Here is a 17,138-nt window from a genome sequence, read left to right as displayed (position 1 = left end):
CGGGACAATCAGAGGTCTGGAACGGCACCCTCTGCCGCCCCGGGACCCGCCGACCAACCCAATCAGCCTCGGCTCTTTATACGACCTGCACAAGCAGCTACTCAATTCATTGCGCTTTACTTTGTCCATTCAGCATATTCTTCAAGAAGTCTTTGGCTACGGCGAGTTCCGTGGGCCCCAGCAAGCCATCATCGAGCATGTCGTGCAGGGCGGTGACGCGCTGGTACTGATGCCGACTGGCGGCGGCAAGTCACTGTGTTACCAGATTCCGGCCATCGTGCGGCAAAACGCCGGTCATGGTGTGACCATCGTGATTTCGCCGCTGATCGCGCTGATGCACGATCAGGTCGGTGCCTTGCATGAAGCCGGGGTGTCCGCCGCATTTTTGAATTCGACGCAAAGCTTTGAAGAAAGCAGCCAGCTTGAAAAGCAGTTGCTGCGCAACGAGCTAACCCTGTTGTACGCTGCACCTGAACGCATTAACACGCCGCGCATGAAAGGTCTGCTGGCGTCGCTGCATGAGCGCGGTCTGCTGAGTCTGTTTGCGATTGACGAGGCGCATTGCGTAAGCCAGTGGGGCCATGACTTCCGGCCCGAGTATCGATCCTTAAGCCTGCTGCACGAGACCTTTCCCGATGTGCCGCGCATGGCGTTGACGGCCACCGCCGATCACCTGACCCGACAGGACATGGTGGAGCGGCTCAAGCTGGAAGACGCGAGGGAATTTGTCAGTAGCTTTGACCGGCCCAACATTCGCTACACCATCGCCGAAAAAATCGACCCGACGCGTCAGCTGCTCCGGTTTATTCAATCGGAGCACCACGATGAGGCCGGTATTGTGTATTGCCAGTCGCGCAAGCGTGTGGAAGAAATTGCCGACACTCTGGTAGACGCCGGTATCAAAGCGATGGCTTACCACGCCGGGCTGGATTCGGCCCTGCGCCAGCAGCGGCAAGACCGCTTTCTGCGCGAAGATGGCATGGTCATGGTCGCCACCATTGCGTTTGGAATGGGCATCGACAAACCGGATGTCCGTTTTGTGGCGCATCTGGACATGCCTAAAAACATTGAAGGCTATTACCAGGAAACCGGTCGAGCCGGGCGCGACGGTCAGAGCGCCGACGCCTGGATGATGTATGGCCTGCAAGACGTGGTTAACCAGCGCCGCATGATTGACACCAGCGAGGCGGCCAGCGAAGAGTTCAAGCAGGTGATGCGCGGCAAGCTTGATGCCTTGCTCACTTTGGCGGAAGACACGCGTTGCCGCCGGGTGGGCTTGCTGCACTACTTTGGGGAGGAAAGTCAGCCCTGCGGTAACTGCGACAACTGTCTTCAGCCTCCCGCGGTATGGGATGCAACCGAAGCCGCCCGCAAGATGCTGAGCTGCATCTTCCGCGTGCAGCAGATGAGCGGCATCAGCTTTGGCGCCGGTCATCTGATGGATATTCTGCGCGGAAAAGCGACCGAGAAAGTTGCGCAATATGGTCACGAAAAGCTCAGCACCTTCGGCATCGGTACCGATCTGGCCGAGGCGCAGTGGCGCAGCGTACTGCGTCAGCTGATTGCGAAAAACATGGTCCGCGTGAACGCCGAAGCGTTCAATACCCTGCAACTGATGCCCGACGCCCGCCAGGTGTTGAAGGGTGAGGTCAGTGTTTTGTTGCGGCAGCAATCGCTTAGCGCCAAAACCGCGCATCCCAAGCGCGGTGCCAAAACATCGTCCAAGACGTCGGTCAAAGGTCTGGCGGAAGCTTCATTGAACGCAGGTGCGCTGGAGCGGCTGGGCCACCTCAAGGCCTGGCGCGCCGAGGTGGCACGCGAGCACAACTTGCCGGCATTTGTAATCTTTCACGACGCCACATTGCGCGCCATTGCGGAGCGTGCACCGCAAAGTATTCACGATCTGGAGCCCATCAGTGGCATGGGTACTAAAAAGCTGCACGCATACGGTGCCGAGGTGCTTCGGGTGTGCCTGGCTTAGCCTTAACCGCGGTGCGGGGACGGCGGCCGCCCAGCCAAGCCAGTAATTGCCCTGGACGGTAGGGGCTTGCCCTAGCTTGGAGCAGGCAGGGCTTGAGTTAGCATTCCGCAGTTGGCACGCATTGTGCTGATACCACAACGTTCATCCACTGGAGAATTACGTGCTCACATTTGCAAAAAAACACGGATTGGTCGCTCTGGCAGTCGCGGGCGTCACGATGGCGGCCATGGCCCCTGCCCACGCAGGCAAGACGCTGGAGGCGATTAAAGCGCGGGGTCAGGTGATCTGCGGCGTGAACGTGGGCGTGGCTGGTTTTTCTTCTGCGGACAGTAGCGGCAACTGGACCGGGTTAGACGCCGATGTCTGCCGCGCTATCGCAGCCAGCACCCTGGGCGACGCCAATAAGGTCAAATGGGTGCCATTGAACGCCCAGCAGCGCTTTACGGCGCTGCAATCTGGCGAAATAGACGTGCTGTCGCGCAACACCACCTTCACCCTGACGCGGGATGCTTCGCTCGGCCTGCATATGACCGCTGTTACCTACTACGACGGTCAGGGATTTATGGTGCCCGTGAAAAGCAAGATCAAGAGTGCCAAACAGCTTAAAAACGCGACCGTGTGCGTTCAGTCTGGCACCACCACTGAAAAGAACCTCACGGATTATTCCAAGGCCAACGGCCTCAACATAAAGCCAGTGGTGTTTGAAAAGCAGGAAGCCGTGAACGCGGCCTACTTCTCAGGCCGTTGCCAGGCGTACACCACTGACGCGTCGGGCATGGCTTCGGTGCGCAACACCGAAGCCAAGAACCCCGCTGACCACGTGATCTTGCCGGAGCTGATCTCCAAGGAACCCTTGGGCCCTATGGTGCGCCGCGGCGATGATGAATGGTTTGCGATTGTCAAATGGGTGGTTTACGGTCTGATTGAAGCCGAGGAATACGGCGTGACGAAGGCCAATGTGGACGCTATGCAAAAAGAGAGCAAAGACCCGGTAGTCATGCGCCTCACCGGTAGCGGCGAAGACACCGGAAAACTGTTGGGCCTGGATAAAGACTGGCTGGTGCGCGCCGTCAGGGCAGTGGGTAACTACGGCGAAATTTTCGAGCGCAACGTCGGCCCCAAAACTCCATTGGCGCTGCCTCGGGGTGTCAACAATCAATGGACCAAGGGTGGCCTGATGTACGCCATGCCGGTACGCTGAACTTGAAATTTCCGATGCGTTAAACGCAACGGGCCTCTCGCAACGATCTCGTTTGCGACTGGCCCGTTTTTTTTGTGAGCACTATGTCCGAGTATTCCCTGATTTCCTCGCGCCTTGCGCCGCTCGCCAGGCGACGCGCTTTTTCCTGGCGCAGCCCGCGCGCGCGCGCAGTGGTGTATCAGGTGCTGGCGATCGGCTTCATCGCCTTTCTGGTCTGGCTGCTGGTGAGTACCACCCTGGCAAATATGAAGGCACGCGGCATACAAAGCGGATTTGACTTTTTGGCTCAACCAGCGGGTTTTGATATCGGCGAGGGCTGGCTCAATTACGACTCGAACAATTCCTACTGGAAAGCTTTTTTAGTCGGGCTCGTGAACACGCTGCGTGTGGCATTGGTCGGCATTGTGCTGACCACCGTGCTGGGTACTTTGCTAGGCATCGGTCGTTTCTCGCGCAACGCTTTGGTGCGCGGCCTTTGTTACGGCTATGTGGAACTGTTTCGCAACATTCCAGTGCTGCTGCAATTGCTGATGTGGTACCTGCTGTTCGCCGAATATTTGCCCAATATTGACCAGGCGTTGCACCTTGGCAAGCTGATTTATGTCAGCAAGAACGGTATCTCCTACCCCGTCCCGGTCTGGCAGCTCGGACAGACCCTGACCCTGTGCGGGCTGGTTGCGGGATCTGTCGCCAGCTTCATTTATACGCGCCAGGCACGCCGTCACTTTGACAACACGGGCCACGTGCGGCCGACGTTCTGGGTCTCTCTGGCGCTGATCTCGGGTGCTTCATTGGCAGGTTGGCTTTTGGGCGGAGCACCTTCCGAGTGGAACATTCCGCACCTCACGGAAACCCAGGTGGAAGGCGGCGGCGCGCTGTCGCCTGAATACCTCGCGGTACTGATCGGGCTGGTGCTGTACACCTCGGCCTATGTGGCGGAGGTGGTGCGTTCCGGCGTTGCGTCGGTCGCGTTGGGCCAGCATGAGGCTAGTGCTTCGTTGGGGCTGTCGCGCAATCAGTCCATGCGGCTGGTCGTGCTGCCGCAGGCCTTGCGGGTCATTATTCCCCCCCTTACCAGCCAGTACCTGAACCTCACCAAAAACTCATCATTGGCCGTGGCGGTGGGCTACCCGGACTTGGTATCGATCGCCAATACCTCGCTCAACCAGACCGGCCGGGCCGTGGAATGCATTGCCATCGTCATGCTGATTTATCTGATGACGTCATTGGCAACGTCTGGACTCATGAATTGGTTAAACGGCCGTGCGGCTATCAAGGAGCGGTAGGCCATGAATGCCCCTTTTGTTGCAATCGCGCCCCGCCCCGCGCCCGTCAAACTGGAAGGCTGGGGGCTGTGGCTCCGCAGGAATCTGTTCTCAAGCGTGCCCAGTGCCTTGGTGTCCGTGATCGTGCTGGTCGCGCTGTTCTGGGCGGCTTCCTCGGCCATCCAGTGGGCAGTTCTCAATGCGGTGACGGCCGCCGATGCGAATGCCTGCCAGGCCGCGCGGGGAACTGGCGCCTGCTGGGGCGTCATTCATGAGAAGGGTCGATTTATTCTTCTTGGTCGCTACCCGCAAACCGAACACTGGCGTCCTGAACTGGCCACCTTTCTGCTGCTGGGTCTGGTCGTGGCGAGCTGCAGCCGCTGGTTTTGGAAGCCTTGGCTTGCCTTGCTTTGGCTCGTAATTCTCACGGCATTCTTTATGTTGATGGGCGGTGGTGTGCTCGGCTTGAGCAAGGTGCCGACTGACCAGTGGGGAGGCCTGCCGCTAACCGTGATGCTGACGGTGATCTCAATGACGCTGGCCTTCCCGATCTCGGTCGTGGTGGCGCTCGGGCGGCGCTCCGACATGCCCGCCATCAAGACGGTTTGCGTTATTTATGTGGAATTGATTCGCGGGGTGCCGCTGATTTCGGTGCTATTCATGGCCAGCTTCATGTTTCCGTTGTTCATGCCCATCGGCAAGTCTCCCGACGTATTGGTGCGTGTGATTGTCGGCATCACGCTCTTTGCGGCAGCTTACATGGCAGAAATTATTCGGGGTGGCCTGCAGGCCCTGCCCAAGAGCCAGACGGAGGCGGCGGCCAGTCTGGGTTTGGGCTACTGGCAGACGCAAATCAAGATCGTGCTGCCGCAGGCCTTGGGTATGGTGGTGCCCAGCATCATGAACAACTTTATTTCTGTATTCAAAGATACGTCGCTCGTCACCATTGTGTCGTTGTATGAGCTTACGGGCGCCTTGTCCCTGGCAGTGGGCTCCGACCCGAACTGGCGGCCGTTCAAGATCGAGGCCTACATTTTCATCGCGGCAATTTACTTTACCTGCTGCTTTGCCATGTCGCGCTACAGCCTCTGGATCGAGCGGCGGCTTGCGGTCGGCCAGGCCCGCTAAAAAAAAAGAACGCAAGAAAGACGATCATGAGTGAATCCATCATCCACTTCGACAAAGTTAACAAGTGGTACGGCAACAACTTCCACGTCTTGCGCGACATTAATCTGGAGGTGCGCCAGGGCGAACGTCTCGTCATTTGCGGACCGTCCGGCTCAGGAAAGTCCACGCTGATCCGCTGCATCAATGCGCTTGAGGATTACCAGGAAGGCACGCTCACAGTCGCAGGCTCGGTGCTCGGCGACGACGTGAAGGCCATCGACGCCGTGCGCCGTCAGGTCGGTATGGTATTTCAGCAGTTCAACTTGTTTCCGCACCTCACCGTGCTGGAAAACCTGACGCTCTCACCCACCTGGGTGGGTGGCCTGACCAAGAAGGAGGCCACCGAGCGCGCCATGCTCCAGTTAGAACGTGTGCGCATTGCGGAGCAGGCGCAGAAATATCCATTGCAGCTCTCAGGCGGACAGCAGCAGCGTGTGGCCATCGCCCGCGCACTGTGCCTCACGCCAAAAATCATGCTGTTTGACGAGCCCACCTCCGCACTCGACCCCGAAATGATCAAGGAAGTGCTTGACGTCATGATCTCGCTGGCCGACCAGGGCATGACCATGTTGTGCGTGACGCACGAGATGGGATTCGCCAAAGCCGCGGCTGACCGGGTGATCTTCATGGATCAGGGTCAGATCGTGGAGCAAAACGCGCCTGATGCCTTCTTCCGCAATCCTCAGACGGATCGGGCGCAGGATTTTCTCTCGAAAATTTTGGGACATTAGAGTTTATGTGCCAACTCCTTGGAATGAACGCCGCCAAGCCGGCAGACCTGCGTTTTTCGTTCACCGGTTTTGCCGCTCGTGGCGGCCTGACCGACAACCATGGGGACGGTTTCGGCATCGGCTTTTTTGAAGACAAGGCGTGCCGTCTATTTATGGATAACCAGGCCGCTGCCAGTTCGCCGGTGGCGGAGCTCATCAAGCGCTACCCCATCAAGTCGTGCAACGTGGTGTCGCACATTCGCAAGGCCACACAAGGCGACGGGCTGCGACTTGAAAATAGCCACCCCTTCACCCGCGAACTTTGGGGCCGCCACTGGCTGTTCGCGCACAACGGCGACCTGCTCGATTACCACCCGGTCTTCGGTGAGCATTACCAGCCCGTGGGCAACACCGATAGTGAACGCGCTTTCTGCGCCTTGCTGGAGCAACTCAAAGCGATTAGCCCGCGCGAACCCTGCTCGCTGCAAACCGTGTTCGATAGCCTGTGCGACATCAGCGAACAGACGGCGGAATTCGGCGTATTCAATTACTTGCTGTCTAACGGCCAGGCTTTGTTTGCACACTGTTCGACGCGCCTGTACTACCTGGAAAGGGAGTGGCCGTTTTCAAAGGCGCGCCTCATAGACGCCGACTTAAGCATGGACTTTGCGCAGACCAATGACCTCGAAGACCACCTGTGCGTCGTGGCGACCCAACCCCTAACGCTCAACGAGAACTGGCAGCAGCTCCAACCCGGACAGCTGCTGTGGATAGAAGGCGGGCGCATTGTGCGGCAGGCGCAGCTCAAAGTAAGTGAAGAAGTACGCAAGAAAAATGCAGCTAATCTGGCCTGTGTTTAGCCAGCGTGGAGCCGTTTGCAGGGGTCACTGGCCACAAAAAAACCGGCCAGCCTTCTTCATAAAAATCAAACTAGAGATCTACCGCAGAGCGACAACCGGCTGGTGCGGTCGCGCTACCCATTGAATGGTGCCACTGCCCTGTGACTTCACACCGCGGATGCCTAAAACTGCAGCATCACGCAGCTTGAAGCATCATGGAAGTCGCTAATTGAAAGCGGCCGTGTGAAAGGCGCCGCATAAACGCCTCACAATCGCGGGTGACGGCGCGGCGAACCCGGCCATCAGCGTCCCGATATCACCGATACCATTGAGGGATTTCATGCTCAGTCTGAACGATATTGAACAAGCCGCGCAGCGTCTGGACGGCCAGCTGTTAAATACGCCCTGCGTGGAGTCCAAAACGCTGTCCCAGTTGACGGGCGCGAAAATTTATCTGAAGTTTGAAAACCTGCAGTACACAGCTTCGTTCAAGGAGCGCGGTGCGTGTAACAAACTTGCGCAACTTTCGAGCGACGAACGGCGCCGCGGCGTGATTGCCATGAGCGCAGGCAACCATGCCCAAGGCGTCGCCTACCACGCGCAACGCCTGGGCGTGCGCGCCGTCATTGTGATGCCGCGCTTCACCCCGGGCGTAAAGATTGAGCGCACTCGCGGCTTCGGTGCAGAAGTCGTACTGCACGGCGACACGCTGGATGAATCGCATACGCACGCGTTGATTCTGGCCGAACGCGAAGGCTTGGTTTTTGTGCATCCCTATGATGACGAAGCCATTGTGGCCGGTCAGGGCACGGTGGGGCTGGAGATGCTGCGGGCCGTTCCAGACCTGGACACGTTGGTGATTGCCGTGGGCGGCGGCGGCCTGATTGCCGGGGTGGCAACCGCAGCCAAAGCCCTCAATCCGGGTATCGAAGTCATAGGCGTGCAGACTTCGCGCTTTCCGGGCATGGTCAACGCCATCAAGGGAACGCACTATCCGCAAGGGAGCAGCACCATTGCCGATGGCATCGCGGTCGGTACGCCGGGCCGAATCCCGCAAGCCATCATTGCCAAGCTGGTGGATGATTTGGTGCTGGTAGACGAAGGAGATATTGAGCAGGCCATCGTGATGTTGCTCGAAATTGAAAAAACATTGGTGGAGGGCGCTGGCGCTGCCGGGCTGGCGGCGCTGCTCAAATATCCGGCACGCTTTACCGGAAAAAAAATCGGTCTGGTGCTGTGCGGCGGCAATATTGACCCGTTGCTGCTAGCGGCCATCATTGAGCGCGGTATGGTGCGCGCCGGCCGACTGGCCCGGATCAAGGTCAGCGCGCGGGATGTGCCCGGGTCGCTGGCCAGAATTACCGCCACTGTGGCCAATGCAGGCGCCAACATCGACGAGGTGCATCACCAGCGCGCCTTCACCATGCTGTCGGCCCAGAATGTAGAGATTGAACTGGTGATTCAGACGCGCGGCCGCAGCCATATTGAGCAGGTGCTGGCAACGCTGGAGGCATCAGGGTTTGAGGTGTCCGAGCAGCACTAAGCGCTGAGCTGGCCGCTGTGAACTGAGCGCTTGCACGCTGGGTTCAGCGCAAATGCTTGCTCATTTTTGCGGCGAATAGTTCAGAAATGCTGACACTGCGCCGACCGGCGATGACCTCAAACGCGTCACCCGCGCACAATGTCCCCGGGCTCGAGACTGACAGGTAAAACCCGCAAAAACCGCTTTCCGCCATGAACCGCGAGGCGCGCGCAAAACCCATTCCTGCGTTGAGTTTGTAGCACGGCTCACGCGGCAGCGTTACCCTGAGTTCGCAATCTGGAAATTTCAGGACATCCCCGGCCCACACCTCGGATTCAAGCAAGCCGAGGAGGGTGAGATTTTCGCCCAGCCCGCCCTGCGGTAAACAGGCCTCAAGCTGACCCAGGCCCGCTTGCTGCCGCCTCTCTTGCCAATACGCGTAATGTTCCGAAGGGTAGGCGTACACGGCTTTTTCCAGACCGCCGTGCACGGACAGATCCGCTTGTTCATCACCGAGCAGTCCGAGCGGCATCACCGGCACTTGACCTGACGTTTCCTGCTTATTAAAGCCGGTGAGGATGTTGCGCCCGTTGATGTTCACGCGTCGGGCGCTGCCGACTTGAACAGAAAGAAGCTGCGGCATGGCCTTAGTTCCAGCCAATCACTTCGAATCCTTTTTCGCTGAGACAACGGTGGACAAAATTACGGTAGGTGCCGTTGGGCCTGTCGTTGTGAAACGCCCCTGACACCGCGCCGGCCGAGCCACCGATAGCGGCCCCTGCAGTGCCGGCGCGAAGTACCCCTTCTCCACCCCGACCTGTGATGAGGGCACCGACGGCCGAGGCCACGCCTGCGGTGGCGGCGCCCTCTCCGGCGCGGCGACCGATTTCATTGTTGTTTTGTGTCGGCGCCAGGCCCGCAGCGACGGCGCGCGACATACAGGCATTGGCTTCCAATTGACCCTGTGCCTCGCCCACCCGATTGAGCGTCGCGTTGGGGTAAAGAACGGGTCGGGCGGAGGCGCTATTGGGCCCGCTGGCCGCGCAGGCGGAGAGCAAGATCAAGGCGATCGAAGCGGCCGCCATTCCCAAAATTCTGGAGGAAGATTTCATAGGATGTTGTACAGCTAAAAAGATCCCTATTGCAACACACGCAGGGAACCTCCCTAGCCAAACCAACGGTCGCGGGTCATCGTGTGATGGTCGAATGGCGACGACCCGATCTCAGGCGAGGTGAGCGCCGACGATCAAAGCGTCAATTTTTATTCAAAGCAGCTTGAAGCCGATGCTTATAGGCGCAGGCTCCAGGCGGCTGAAATCGGAGCGTTAAGCGCAGCGCAATTGTTTGTCCCGGCCGGCATCCAGCAGCATGTGTCCGGTTTCGACGTAACGCGCGTGCCAGGACAGCGCCTCGTCCAGCAGATGCGGCGTGTGCTTGCCGGGGGCACCGTGCTGAGCGCGTTCAAAATAGTCGAGTAGTGCCGGGCGGTAATCGGGGTGGGCGCATTTTTCGATGATGAGCCGCGCGCGCTGGGTAGGCGAGAGGCCGCGCAGGTCGGCCAGACCTTGCTCTGTCACGATCACTTCCACGTCGTGCTCGGTATGGTCGACGTGCGACGCCATCGGCACGATGCACGAGATGGCGCCATCCTTGGCAATCGAAGGCGTCATGAAGATCGACAGGTAGCCGTTACGGGCGAAGTCGCCAGAGCCGCCAATGCCATTCATGATGCTCGACCCCATCACGTGCGTGGAGTTCACGTTGCCGTAGAGATCGGCTTCGATCATCGCGTTCATCGCGATCACGCCGAGGCGGCGAATCACTTCGGGGTGATTGCTGATCTCCTGCGGACGCAGCACGATGCGATCCCGGTAGAAGTCGATGTGTTCATTGAAATCGGCCAGCGCCTTCGGGCTGAACGAAAGCGCGGTGGCGGACGCCATGGTCAGCTTGCCGGAACGCAGCATGTCCAGCATGCCGTCTTGCAATACTTCGGTGTAGGCGGTGAGGTTCTGGAACGGACCTTCGTTGAGACCGGCTAGCACCGCGTTGGCGATGTTGCCCACGCCCGATTGCAGGGGCAGTAAATCGGCGGGCAGACGGCCCCGCTTCACCTCAAGCTGCAGGAACTCGATGATGTGGCCGGCGATGCGTTGCGAAATCTCGTCCGGCGGACTGAAGGCGGAGTTGCGGTCTGGCTGATTCGTTTGCACGATGGCAATCACTTTGTCCGGGTCGCATCTCAGGTAGGCTTCGCCGATGCGGTCGCCCGGGTGTACCAGCGGAATCGGTAGGCGGTGGGGCGGCAGCTGCGTTCCGTAATAAACATCGTGCATGCCCTCCAGACCGGGGTTTTGCATGCTGTTGACTTCCAGAATGATCTTGTCGGCCTGGTCCAGCCAGGTTTTGTTGTTGCCGACCGAGGAAGAGGGAATCAGCCGCCCGTCCGGCAGGATGCCCGCGACTTCGACTACGGCCACATCCAGATGGCCCAGAAAACCGAACCAGACAAACTGCGCCACATGCGAGAGATGGATGTCGGTGTATTGCATCTGCCCCTCATTGATCTGCTTGCGCACCGTGGGGTCCGACTGGTAGGGCAGACGCATCTCGATGCCGTGCACTTTGGCCAGCGCGCCGTCGAGCTCGGGCGCGGTGGACGCACCGGTCCAGAGGCCAATTCGGAACTCCTCGCCCGCGGCGTGCAGACGCTCGATGCGCCGTGCCAGCGCCTGAGGAACCGTCTTGGGGTAGCCCGCGCCGGTGAAGCCGCTCATTCCGACATTGGCGCCCGCGGGAATCAGCTCGGCGGCGGCTTCGGCCGACATGATTTTATTTTTCAAGGCGGGATTGCGCACGCGATCGGCAATAGACATGAAGGGGCTGGCTCCGGGTGAGAACGACGGCGCAGCAGCGCACGACAAAGGTGCGGAATTTTAGCAGGCCTGCTTGACTGATTCGGGGTTAACCCTGATTTGCGAGTGCTATGGCTTAGTTTTTCAAGCCTTACAGCCTCACGGTCGGGCGCGTGTCCTGCAGGCGCTACAGCTCGATGAATCGAGACTTCTCAAAGAAAAAAAGTATAAAAAAAGCGCTGGGGTCACCAGCGCTTTCGTCGAACAAACATCTCGTGGAATGTTCATTTGCGGATTATTAACTTACTTTTTGTGTCTCCTCGGCCCCCGGCTCCTCGCGTTGCAAGCAGCATCACTTTTAATGTAACTTATGTACTGCGGGCGTCCATTAGGGGTTTCCCTTTCCTCGGGCGCTTCGCCTGGCTCTGCGATCGGTCGCCAAGGAAGAGGCGTGTTGCGCGAAGGCGGCTGCCGCGATGCGACGTGTTGCAGGCCGCTAAACCCCTTCGCGTATCCATTGCGCCGCCTTCTCCGCAATCATGAGCGTGGGTGAGTTGGTGTTTCCGCTGGTGATGAGTGGCATCACGCCGGCATCGACCACGCGCAGACCGCGAATGCCGCGTACCCGGAGGTGCGAGTCGACCACCGCCGTGGGGTCGTCCTCGCGGCCCATTTTGGTGGTACCGACCGGGTGGAAGATGGTGGTGGCAATGTCGCCCGCCAGGCGCGCGAGATCTTCATCGGTCTGAAACTGCACCCCCGGCTTGAACTCTTCAGGGTGATACCTGACGAGCGCTTTTTGGCTGACGATCTTGCGTGTCACGCGCAGCGAATCGGCCGCCACCTGGCGGTCTTCAGCCGTGTTCAAATAGTGGGGGGCGATGGCTGGCGCGTCTTCAAATCGGTTGCTCTTGATGTGCACGGTGCCGCGGCTGGTCGGGTTCAAATTGCACACGCTGGCGGTAAACGCATTGAAGCTGTGCAGCGGCTCGCCGAAGGCTTCCAGCGACAGCGGCTGAACGTGGTATTCAATATTGGGGTAGGGCTGATCGGGGGAGCTGCGCGTGAAGGCGCCCAGTTGCGACGGCGCCATGCTCATGGGACCGGTCCGGCGAAAGGCGTATTCGAGGCCAATGCGGGCTTTGCCCCACCAGGAATTTGCCATGGTGTTGAGGGACAAGCCCCAGCGTTTGTCACCCTGCACTGCCTGCACCTTGTACACCGACCGGATTTGCAGATGGTCCTGCAGATTTGCACCGACGCCGGGTAGGTCTTTGACAACCGGGATGCCGTGTTGCTGCAGCAGCGCCGCCGGTCCAATGCCGGAGAGCTGCAGAATCTGTGGCGAGCCAATGCTCCCCGCGCACAGGAGGACCTCGCCCATATGCCCGGAATCCCGGGTGGCGAGCACGGTGACCCGTTCGTGGCCAGTCCAGACTTCAGCGCCGGTGCAGCGCTGGCTGCCATCGGGCTGCTGCTGGATCACCAGCTTGCACACTTGAGCATGCGTCCAGAGCTCAAAATTCGGTCGACCAAAGCAGGCTGGCCGCACAAATGCCTTGGCGGTATTCCAGCGCCAGCCGTTTTTTTGGTTGACCTCGAAGTACCCTACGCCTTCGTTGTTGCCCCGGTTGAAGTCTGCAGTAGCGGGAATGCCGGCTTGCTGCGCAGCCTCCGAAAACGCATCCAGAATGTCCCAGCGCAGGCGTTGCTTTTCGATCCGCCACTCGCCACCCGCTTTGCGGTGACGCAATATGTTTTGGTAAGGATCCAGCTTGTCTCGCATCAACTCCGGGGCCACCCCGCGTGCGCCGTGCATCAAGTCGGCCCCTTTGTAATGGTCTTCATGCAGTTTGAAATGAGGCACTGAGTTCTCCCAGCGCCAGGCGTTGTCTCCGGTGAGGTGCGCCCACTGGTCGTAGTCCCGTGCCTGACCGCGCATATAAATCATGCCGTTGATGCTGGAGCAACCGCCGAGCGTTTTGCCGCGGGGGTAACGGAGAGACCGGCCATTGAGTCCCGGATCCGGCTCGGTGTTGTAGAGCCAATCGGTTCGAGGGTTGCCAATACAGTAAAGGTAGCCGACCGGAATATGGATCCAGTGGTAGTCGTCTTTCCGACCTGCCTCGATCATCAGCACCCGTTTCGAGGCGTCAGCACTCAGGCGATTGGCCAGCAGGCAGCCCGCCGTGCCAGCGCCAATGATGATGTAGTCAAAAACAGGGGTTTCGTCTTGCATGAAATTTCTCGTCTCGAGGTGGTTGCTGCATCCTGCCAAAGTAGCCGACTACCGACCTTGTCAGTCTACAGATTGTGACAAAACCTGCTGGCCCGCGCGGCGGGGATTACCCGCTTGTCGCAGCACCTGCCTCATGAGCCTGGGCAGGGCGTTGCCGCCCCCCGATCAGGAGCGACGGAGGAGTGGCATCGAGGGGCAGATCGACCAAGCGCTTGCAGCCGGTCTACGGGCGATGTTCTCAGCAGTTACCATGGCAGTTTTAAAGTTGCCACCATGCACACCTCAACCCGCTCGACAGGCGCTCTGACGCATTGACGCCCATGGAAGAATCCACGCCCCGGATTGAACAGCACGACACGCCCGACGGCCAAGTGTTGGTTGTGCGGGGAGAGTGGACGGCTGCCGATATTTCGGGCAAAGCGGTATGGAGCGAGCTCACGGCGCAACTTGAACACCAACCTAACAACGCGTCTTCAAATCAGTGGGACTTGGGCCAGATCCAGAAACTCGACTACCTCGGCGCACAAGTTCTGTGGGATCACTGGGGTCGTCAATGGCCGGTACGGTTACAGATCGACCCGAGACAGCGTGCCGTTCTGGAAACGGTCGCCAAATTCACAGGTCAGCTGCCGAAAGCGCGCAGGCCTGAATGGACACAGCCGCTGATTGCGCTGGGTGACCGGATGCTGGGTTTAGCCGACCACGCCAAAGGCCTGCTGAGGCTGATCGGTCAGTTGCTGCTCGACATCGTCCGGCTCATCCGACGCCCACAGGAGGGCCCCTGGCGCGATCTCTCTGGACACCTTTACCATATCGGCGCCACGGCGTTGCCGATCACCGCGCTGGTCGGCTTTCTGATCGGTGTCGTGCTGGCTTACCTGATTTCGCAGCAACTGCGCAAGTTTGGTGCCGATACCTTTATCGTCAATATTCTCGGAATTTCGTTGATCCGGGAGTTGGGCCCGGTGCTGGCTGCGATCCTGATCGCCGGCAGAAGCGGCTCGGCGATCACCGCGCAGATTGGCGTGATGCGGGTCACCGAAGAGCTCGATGCCATGCGGGTCATGGGCATTGCACGCGGTTTTCGACTGGTCATGCCGCGTGCACTGGCGCTTGCCGTGGTGATGCCGCTGATCAGCGTCTGGACCACACTGGCGGCCTTGCTGGGAGGCATGCTGGCCGCCAACATCTCAATGGGCGTGACGCCCTCGTTTTTTATTCAGTCACTGCCCTCGGCGGTGGATGTGGCCAACCTGACGCTCGCGACTGCCAAGTCCATCGTCTTCGGCATTCTGATTGCGCTGGTGGGATGCCACTACGGCTTGCGCGTCAAACCCAACACCGAGAGCCTGGGGCAGGGTACGACGGCCTCCGTGGTCACGTCCATCACCATCGTGATTTTGGTGGATGCCCTGTTTGCAGTGCTGTTCAAGAACATCGGCATATGAAAAAGGCGCTGTGTTTTGTTGCTGCGCGTCATTGGATTACCCGCGCGTGGACGTTTTAAAAATGCCTGATCCCATCGTTGAAATCCGCAAGCTCTGGACCGTTTTTCAAAACGGCGACAAGGAATCCGTCGTCCACAAAGACCTGGACTTGACCGTGGAACGCGGCGAGATCATGTCGTTGGTGGGCGGGTCGGGAACCGGCAAGACGGTGCTGCTGCGCCAGATACTGGGGCTTGAAACGCCCACTCGGGGCGAGATCAGCGTGCTGGGAAAACCAGCGGCCGAGCTCGGCAAGCGCGGTGCTGCACGGCGCGTCGGCATGCTGTTTCAGCAAGGCGCCTTGTTTTCAGCCTTTACGGTACTGGAAAATATTGCCTTTCCATTGCGGGAGATCAAGACCTTGCCGGCCTCACTGATCCGCGAGGCGGCTATGGTCAAGCTGCAAATGGTGGGCTTGGATCCGGAGGTGGCGGATCGGATGCCCAGTGACCTGTCGGGCGGCATGGTCAAGCGGGCCTCGTTGGCGCGCGCCCTGATCATGGACCCGCCGTTGTTGCTGCTCGACGAGCCTACAGCCGGGCTCGATCCAGAGGGCGCCGACAGTTTTTGTAGGCTGCTGCGCTCGCTTCATCGTGATATGCAGCTCACAGTGGTGATGGTGACGCATGACCTGGACACCGTGTTTGAACTCAGCACCCGTATTGCGGTGCTGGCTGACCAGAAGGTCATCGTCAACGATGCACCACAGAAAGTTGTGGCGTTTGCGCACCCCTTCATCAAGGAATTTTTCCTCGGGGAAAGAGGTCAACGCGCGATGGCGTTGCTGCGCGAGCCCCTTGAGCGGGTGGAGGTTAATCCATGAGCGTCGCGGTCACTTGCCTGCCCTTTGTCGCGCCACGCGACCTTCCAACGTGCGTTGCATCGCTGGTCAGCGAACGCGCTGATTCAGCATAAAAGAAAGGTTTTCAAGATGGAAAACAAAGCCCACGCTCTGATTGCAGGCGCGTTTGTGCTGGTGGTCACCGCCCTGCTGGCCCTGCTGGCCATCTGGCTCACGCGCGACAACACCCAGCGGGACCTGTATGAAATGAGTACCGGTGAAACCATCTCGGGATTGCAGCCGCAAGCCGCAGTGCGCTTTCGAGGCGTGCCGGTCGGTAAAGTCGAGTTCATCGGCTTCGACGCCAAAATCAAAGGCAATGTGCTGGTTCGCGTCTCCATCGACCGCGACGCGCCCGTGACGAAATCCACGTTTGCCACGGTGGCTTCTCAAGGGATTACCGGGCTGGGTTTTATTCAGCTCGATGACAATGGCGGGTCGGCAGAACGGTTAATACCGCACGACGAAGATCCACCGCGCATACCGCTTAAGCCGGGCGGTCTCGACAAATTGATAAAACAGGGCGAGGTAATTTTTAACCAGGTGGAACAGGCCAGCACGCGCCTGAACAAACTGCTTTCCGACGAGAACCAGCAGGCCGTCAGCGCCGCTGTCACGCAACTAGGGGAAGCCGCGGGCAGCCTTAACCGCGTGGCTAAAGGCCTGGAGCCCACGGTGGCCACATTGCCCGCGCTGTCGCGAGGTACCCTCGAAGCTGGCCAGTCGCTGAAAGCTGCATCCGACGAGGTACGGACGACGGCGCAGCGCCTCAATGAAAAAGGCGGCCCCCTTGACAAGCTTTCCCAGGGCGGTACGGCGCTGGCTGCTGGCGTGGAAACCTTCAGTGCGGCCACGCTGCCGAAGCTGGGGGAAGTGGCGGATGAGACAGCCCGTGCGATGCGACAGCTGCGGCGCACCGTGAACGCCGTGGACGACAACCCGCAATCGCTGATTTTTGGCAACGGCCCGCCGGTGCCTGGCCCGGGCGAGCCTGGTTTTTCTGCAACCGGAGCACAAAAATGATCCCGCAT

General features: G+C 59.4%; 14 protein-coding genes. 10 read left to right on the top strand and 4 right to left on the bottom strand.

What is annotated here, in order from left to right; genetic code table 11:
- Positions 1–121: 121 nt before the first annotated feature.
- The 7 genes from recQ (at position 122) to HHJ16_RS07115 (ending at position 8,706) form a co-directional block, all read left to right on the top strand.
- A complete protein-coding gene (gene recQ, locus HHJ16_RS07145) occupies positions 122–1,981 on the top strand; it encodes a DNA helicase RecQ (RefSeq protein WP_366557471.1) in 1,860 nt (619 codons plus the stop codon).
- Between the two features lie 217 nt (positions 1,982–2,198).
- Positions 2,199–3,182 (top strand): amino acid ABC transporter substrate-binding protein, encoded by a 984-nt coding sequence (locus HHJ16_RS07140; RefSeq protein WP_293641927.1) that lies wholly within the window; start codon positions 2,199–2,201, stop codon positions 3,180–3,182.
- Positions 3,183–3,265: 83 nt separating this feature from the next.
- Complete coding sequence (locus HHJ16_RS07135) at positions 3,266–4,468, top strand: ABC transporter permease subunit (protein WP_293641908.1); 1,203 nt, start codon at positions 3,266–3,268, stop codon at positions 4,466–4,468.
- A gap of 3 nt (positions 4,469–4,471) precedes the next feature.
- Positions 4,472–5,575, top strand: a complete 1,104-nt coding sequence (locus tag HHJ16_RS07130; RefSeq protein WP_293641907.1) for an amino acid ABC transporter permease — start codon at positions 4,472–4,474, stop codon at positions 5,573–5,575.
- Between the two features lie 26 nt (positions 5,576–5,601).
- Complete coding sequence (locus HHJ16_RS07125; protein WP_293641906.1) at positions 5,602–6,345, top strand: amino acid ABC transporter ATP-binding protein; 744 nt, start codon at positions 5,602–5,604, stop codon at positions 6,343–6,345.
- Positions 6,346–6,350: 5 nt separating this feature from the next.
- Positions 6,351–7,184 (top strand): class II glutamine amidotransferase, encoded by an 834-nt coding sequence (locus HHJ16_RS07120; RefSeq protein ID WP_293641905.1) that lies wholly within the window; start codon positions 6,351–6,353, stop codon positions 7,182–7,184.
- Positions 7,185–7,503: 319 nt separating this feature from the next.
- Positions 7,504–8,706: a threonine ammonia-lyase gene (locus HHJ16_RS07115; RefSeq protein ID WP_293641903.1), complete on the top strand. Its 1,203-nt coding sequence runs from the start codon at positions 7,504–7,506 to the stop codon at positions 8,704–8,706.
- A gap of 43 nt (positions 8,707–8,749) precedes the next feature.
- On the opposite strand, the gene HHJ16_RS07110 is transcribed toward HHJ16_RS07115, so the two are convergent.
- The 4 genes from HHJ16_RS07110 to HHJ16_RS07095 all read right to left on the bottom strand — a co-directional run bounded on the left by HHJ16_RS07110 (position 8,750) and on the right by HHJ16_RS07095 (position 13,779).
- On the bottom strand, positions 8,750–9,328 hold the full coding sequence (locus HHJ16_RS07110; RefSeq protein WP_293641901.1) for an MOSC domain-containing protein: 579 nt from the start codon (positions 9,326–9,328) through the stop codon (positions 8,750–8,752).
- Between the two features lie 4 nt (positions 9,329–9,332).
- Entirely contained in the window at positions 9,333–9,797 is a 465-nt protein-coding gene (locus HHJ16_RS07105; RefSeq protein ID WP_293641899.1) for a glycine zipper family protein, read from the bottom strand.
- 213 nt (positions 9,798–10,010) lie between these two features.
- Complete coding sequence (locus HHJ16_RS07100; RefSeq protein WP_293641898.1) at positions 10,011–11,561, bottom strand: acetyl-CoA hydrolase/transferase family protein; 1,551 nt, start codon at positions 11,559–11,561, stop codon at positions 10,011–10,013.
- A 475-nt stretch (positions 11,562–12,036) separates the two neighbouring features.
- Positions 12,037–13,779, bottom strand: a complete 1,743-nt coding sequence (locus tag HHJ16_RS07095) for a GMC family oxidoreductase N-terminal domain-containing protein (RefSeq protein WP_293641896.1) — start codon at positions 13,777–13,779, stop codon at positions 12,037–12,039.
- Between the two features lie 320 nt (positions 13,780–14,099).
- On the opposite strand from HHJ16_RS07095, the gene HHJ16_RS07090 reads away from it, so the two are divergent.
- The 3 genes from HHJ16_RS07090 (at position 14,100) to HHJ16_RS07080 (ending at position 17,130) form a co-directional block, all read left to right on the top strand.
- Positions 14,100–15,227, top strand: coding sequence for an ABC transporter permease (locus HHJ16_RS07090; protein WP_293641895.1), 1,128 nt, complete (start codon positions 14,100–14,102; stop codon positions 15,225–15,227).
- Between the two features lie 61 nt (positions 15,228–15,288).
- Positions 15,289–16,089 carry an ATP-binding cassette domain-containing protein gene (locus tag HHJ16_RS07085; protein WP_293641894.1) on the top strand — a complete coding sequence of 267 codons (801 nt, stop codon included), beginning with the start codon at positions 15,289–15,291 and terminating at the stop codon, positions 16,087–16,089.
- Positions 16,090–16,197: 108 nt separating this feature from the next.
- Positions 16,198–17,130, top strand: a complete 933-nt coding sequence (locus tag HHJ16_RS07080) for an MlaD family protein (protein WP_293641892.1) — start codon at positions 16,198–16,200, stop codon at positions 17,128–17,130.
- Positions 17,131–17,138 lie beyond the last annotated feature (8 nt).

It is taken from the genome of Polaromonas sp. (assembly GCF_012927485.1).
Classification (GTDB): domain Bacteria; phylum Pseudomonadota; class Gammaproteobacteria; order Burkholderiales; family Burkholderiaceae_C; genus Polaromonas.
Note: the sequence above shows the minus strand (reverse complement) of the source record. Positions and strands in the feature narration are given on the sequence as shown.

Coding starts and splice junctions, on each gene's coding strand:
- HHJ16_RS07080 (WP_293641892.1), top strand. CDS start 16,198: ATGGAAAACAAAGCCCACGCTCTGATTGCAGGCGCGTTTGTGCTGGTG.
- HHJ16_RS07110 (WP_293641901.1), bottom strand. CDS start 9,328: ATGCCGCAGCTTCTTTCTGTTCAAGTCGGCAGCGCCCGACGCGTGAAC.
- HHJ16_RS07125 (WP_293641906.1), top strand. CDS start 5,602: ATGAGTGAATCCATCATCCACTTCGACAAAGTTAACAAGTGGTACGGC.
- HHJ16_RS07120 (WP_293641905.1), top strand. CDS start 6,351: ATGTGCCAACTCCTTGGAATGAACGCCGCCAAGCCGGCAGACCTGCGT.
- HHJ16_RS07115 (WP_293641903.1), top strand. CDS start 7,504: ATGCTCAGTCTGAACGATATTGAACAAGCCGCGCAGCGTCTGGACGGC.
- HHJ16_RS07090 (WP_293641895.1), top strand. CDS start 14,100: ATGGAAGAATCCACGCCCCGGATTGAACAGCACGACACGCCCGACGGC.
- HHJ16_RS07105 (WP_293641899.1), bottom strand. CDS start 9,797: ATGAAATCTTCCTCCAGAATTTTGGGAATGGCGGCCGCTTCGATCGCC.
- HHJ16_RS07095 (WP_293641896.1), bottom strand. CDS start 13,779: ATGCAAGACGAAACCCCTGTTTTTGACTACATCATCATTGGCGCTGGC.
- HHJ16_RS07140 (WP_293641927.1), top strand. CDS start 2,199: ATGGCGGCCATGGCCCCTGCCCACGCAGGCAAGACGCTGGAGGCGATT.
- HHJ16_RS07085 (WP_293641894.1), top strand. CDS start 15,289: ATGCCTGATCCCATCGTTGAAATCCGCAAGCTCTGGACCGTTTTTCAA.
- HHJ16_RS07130 (WP_293641907.1), top strand. CDS start 4,472: ATGAATGCCCCTTTTGTTGCAATCGCGCCCCGCCCCGCGCCCGTCAAA.
- HHJ16_RS07100 (WP_293641898.1), bottom strand. CDS start 11,561: ATGTCTATTGCCGATCGCGTGCGCAATCCCGCCTTGAAAAATAAAATC.
- HHJ16_RS07135 (WP_293641908.1), top strand. CDS start 3,266: ATGTCCGAGTATTCCCTGATTTCCTCGCGCCTTGCGCCGCTCGCCAGG.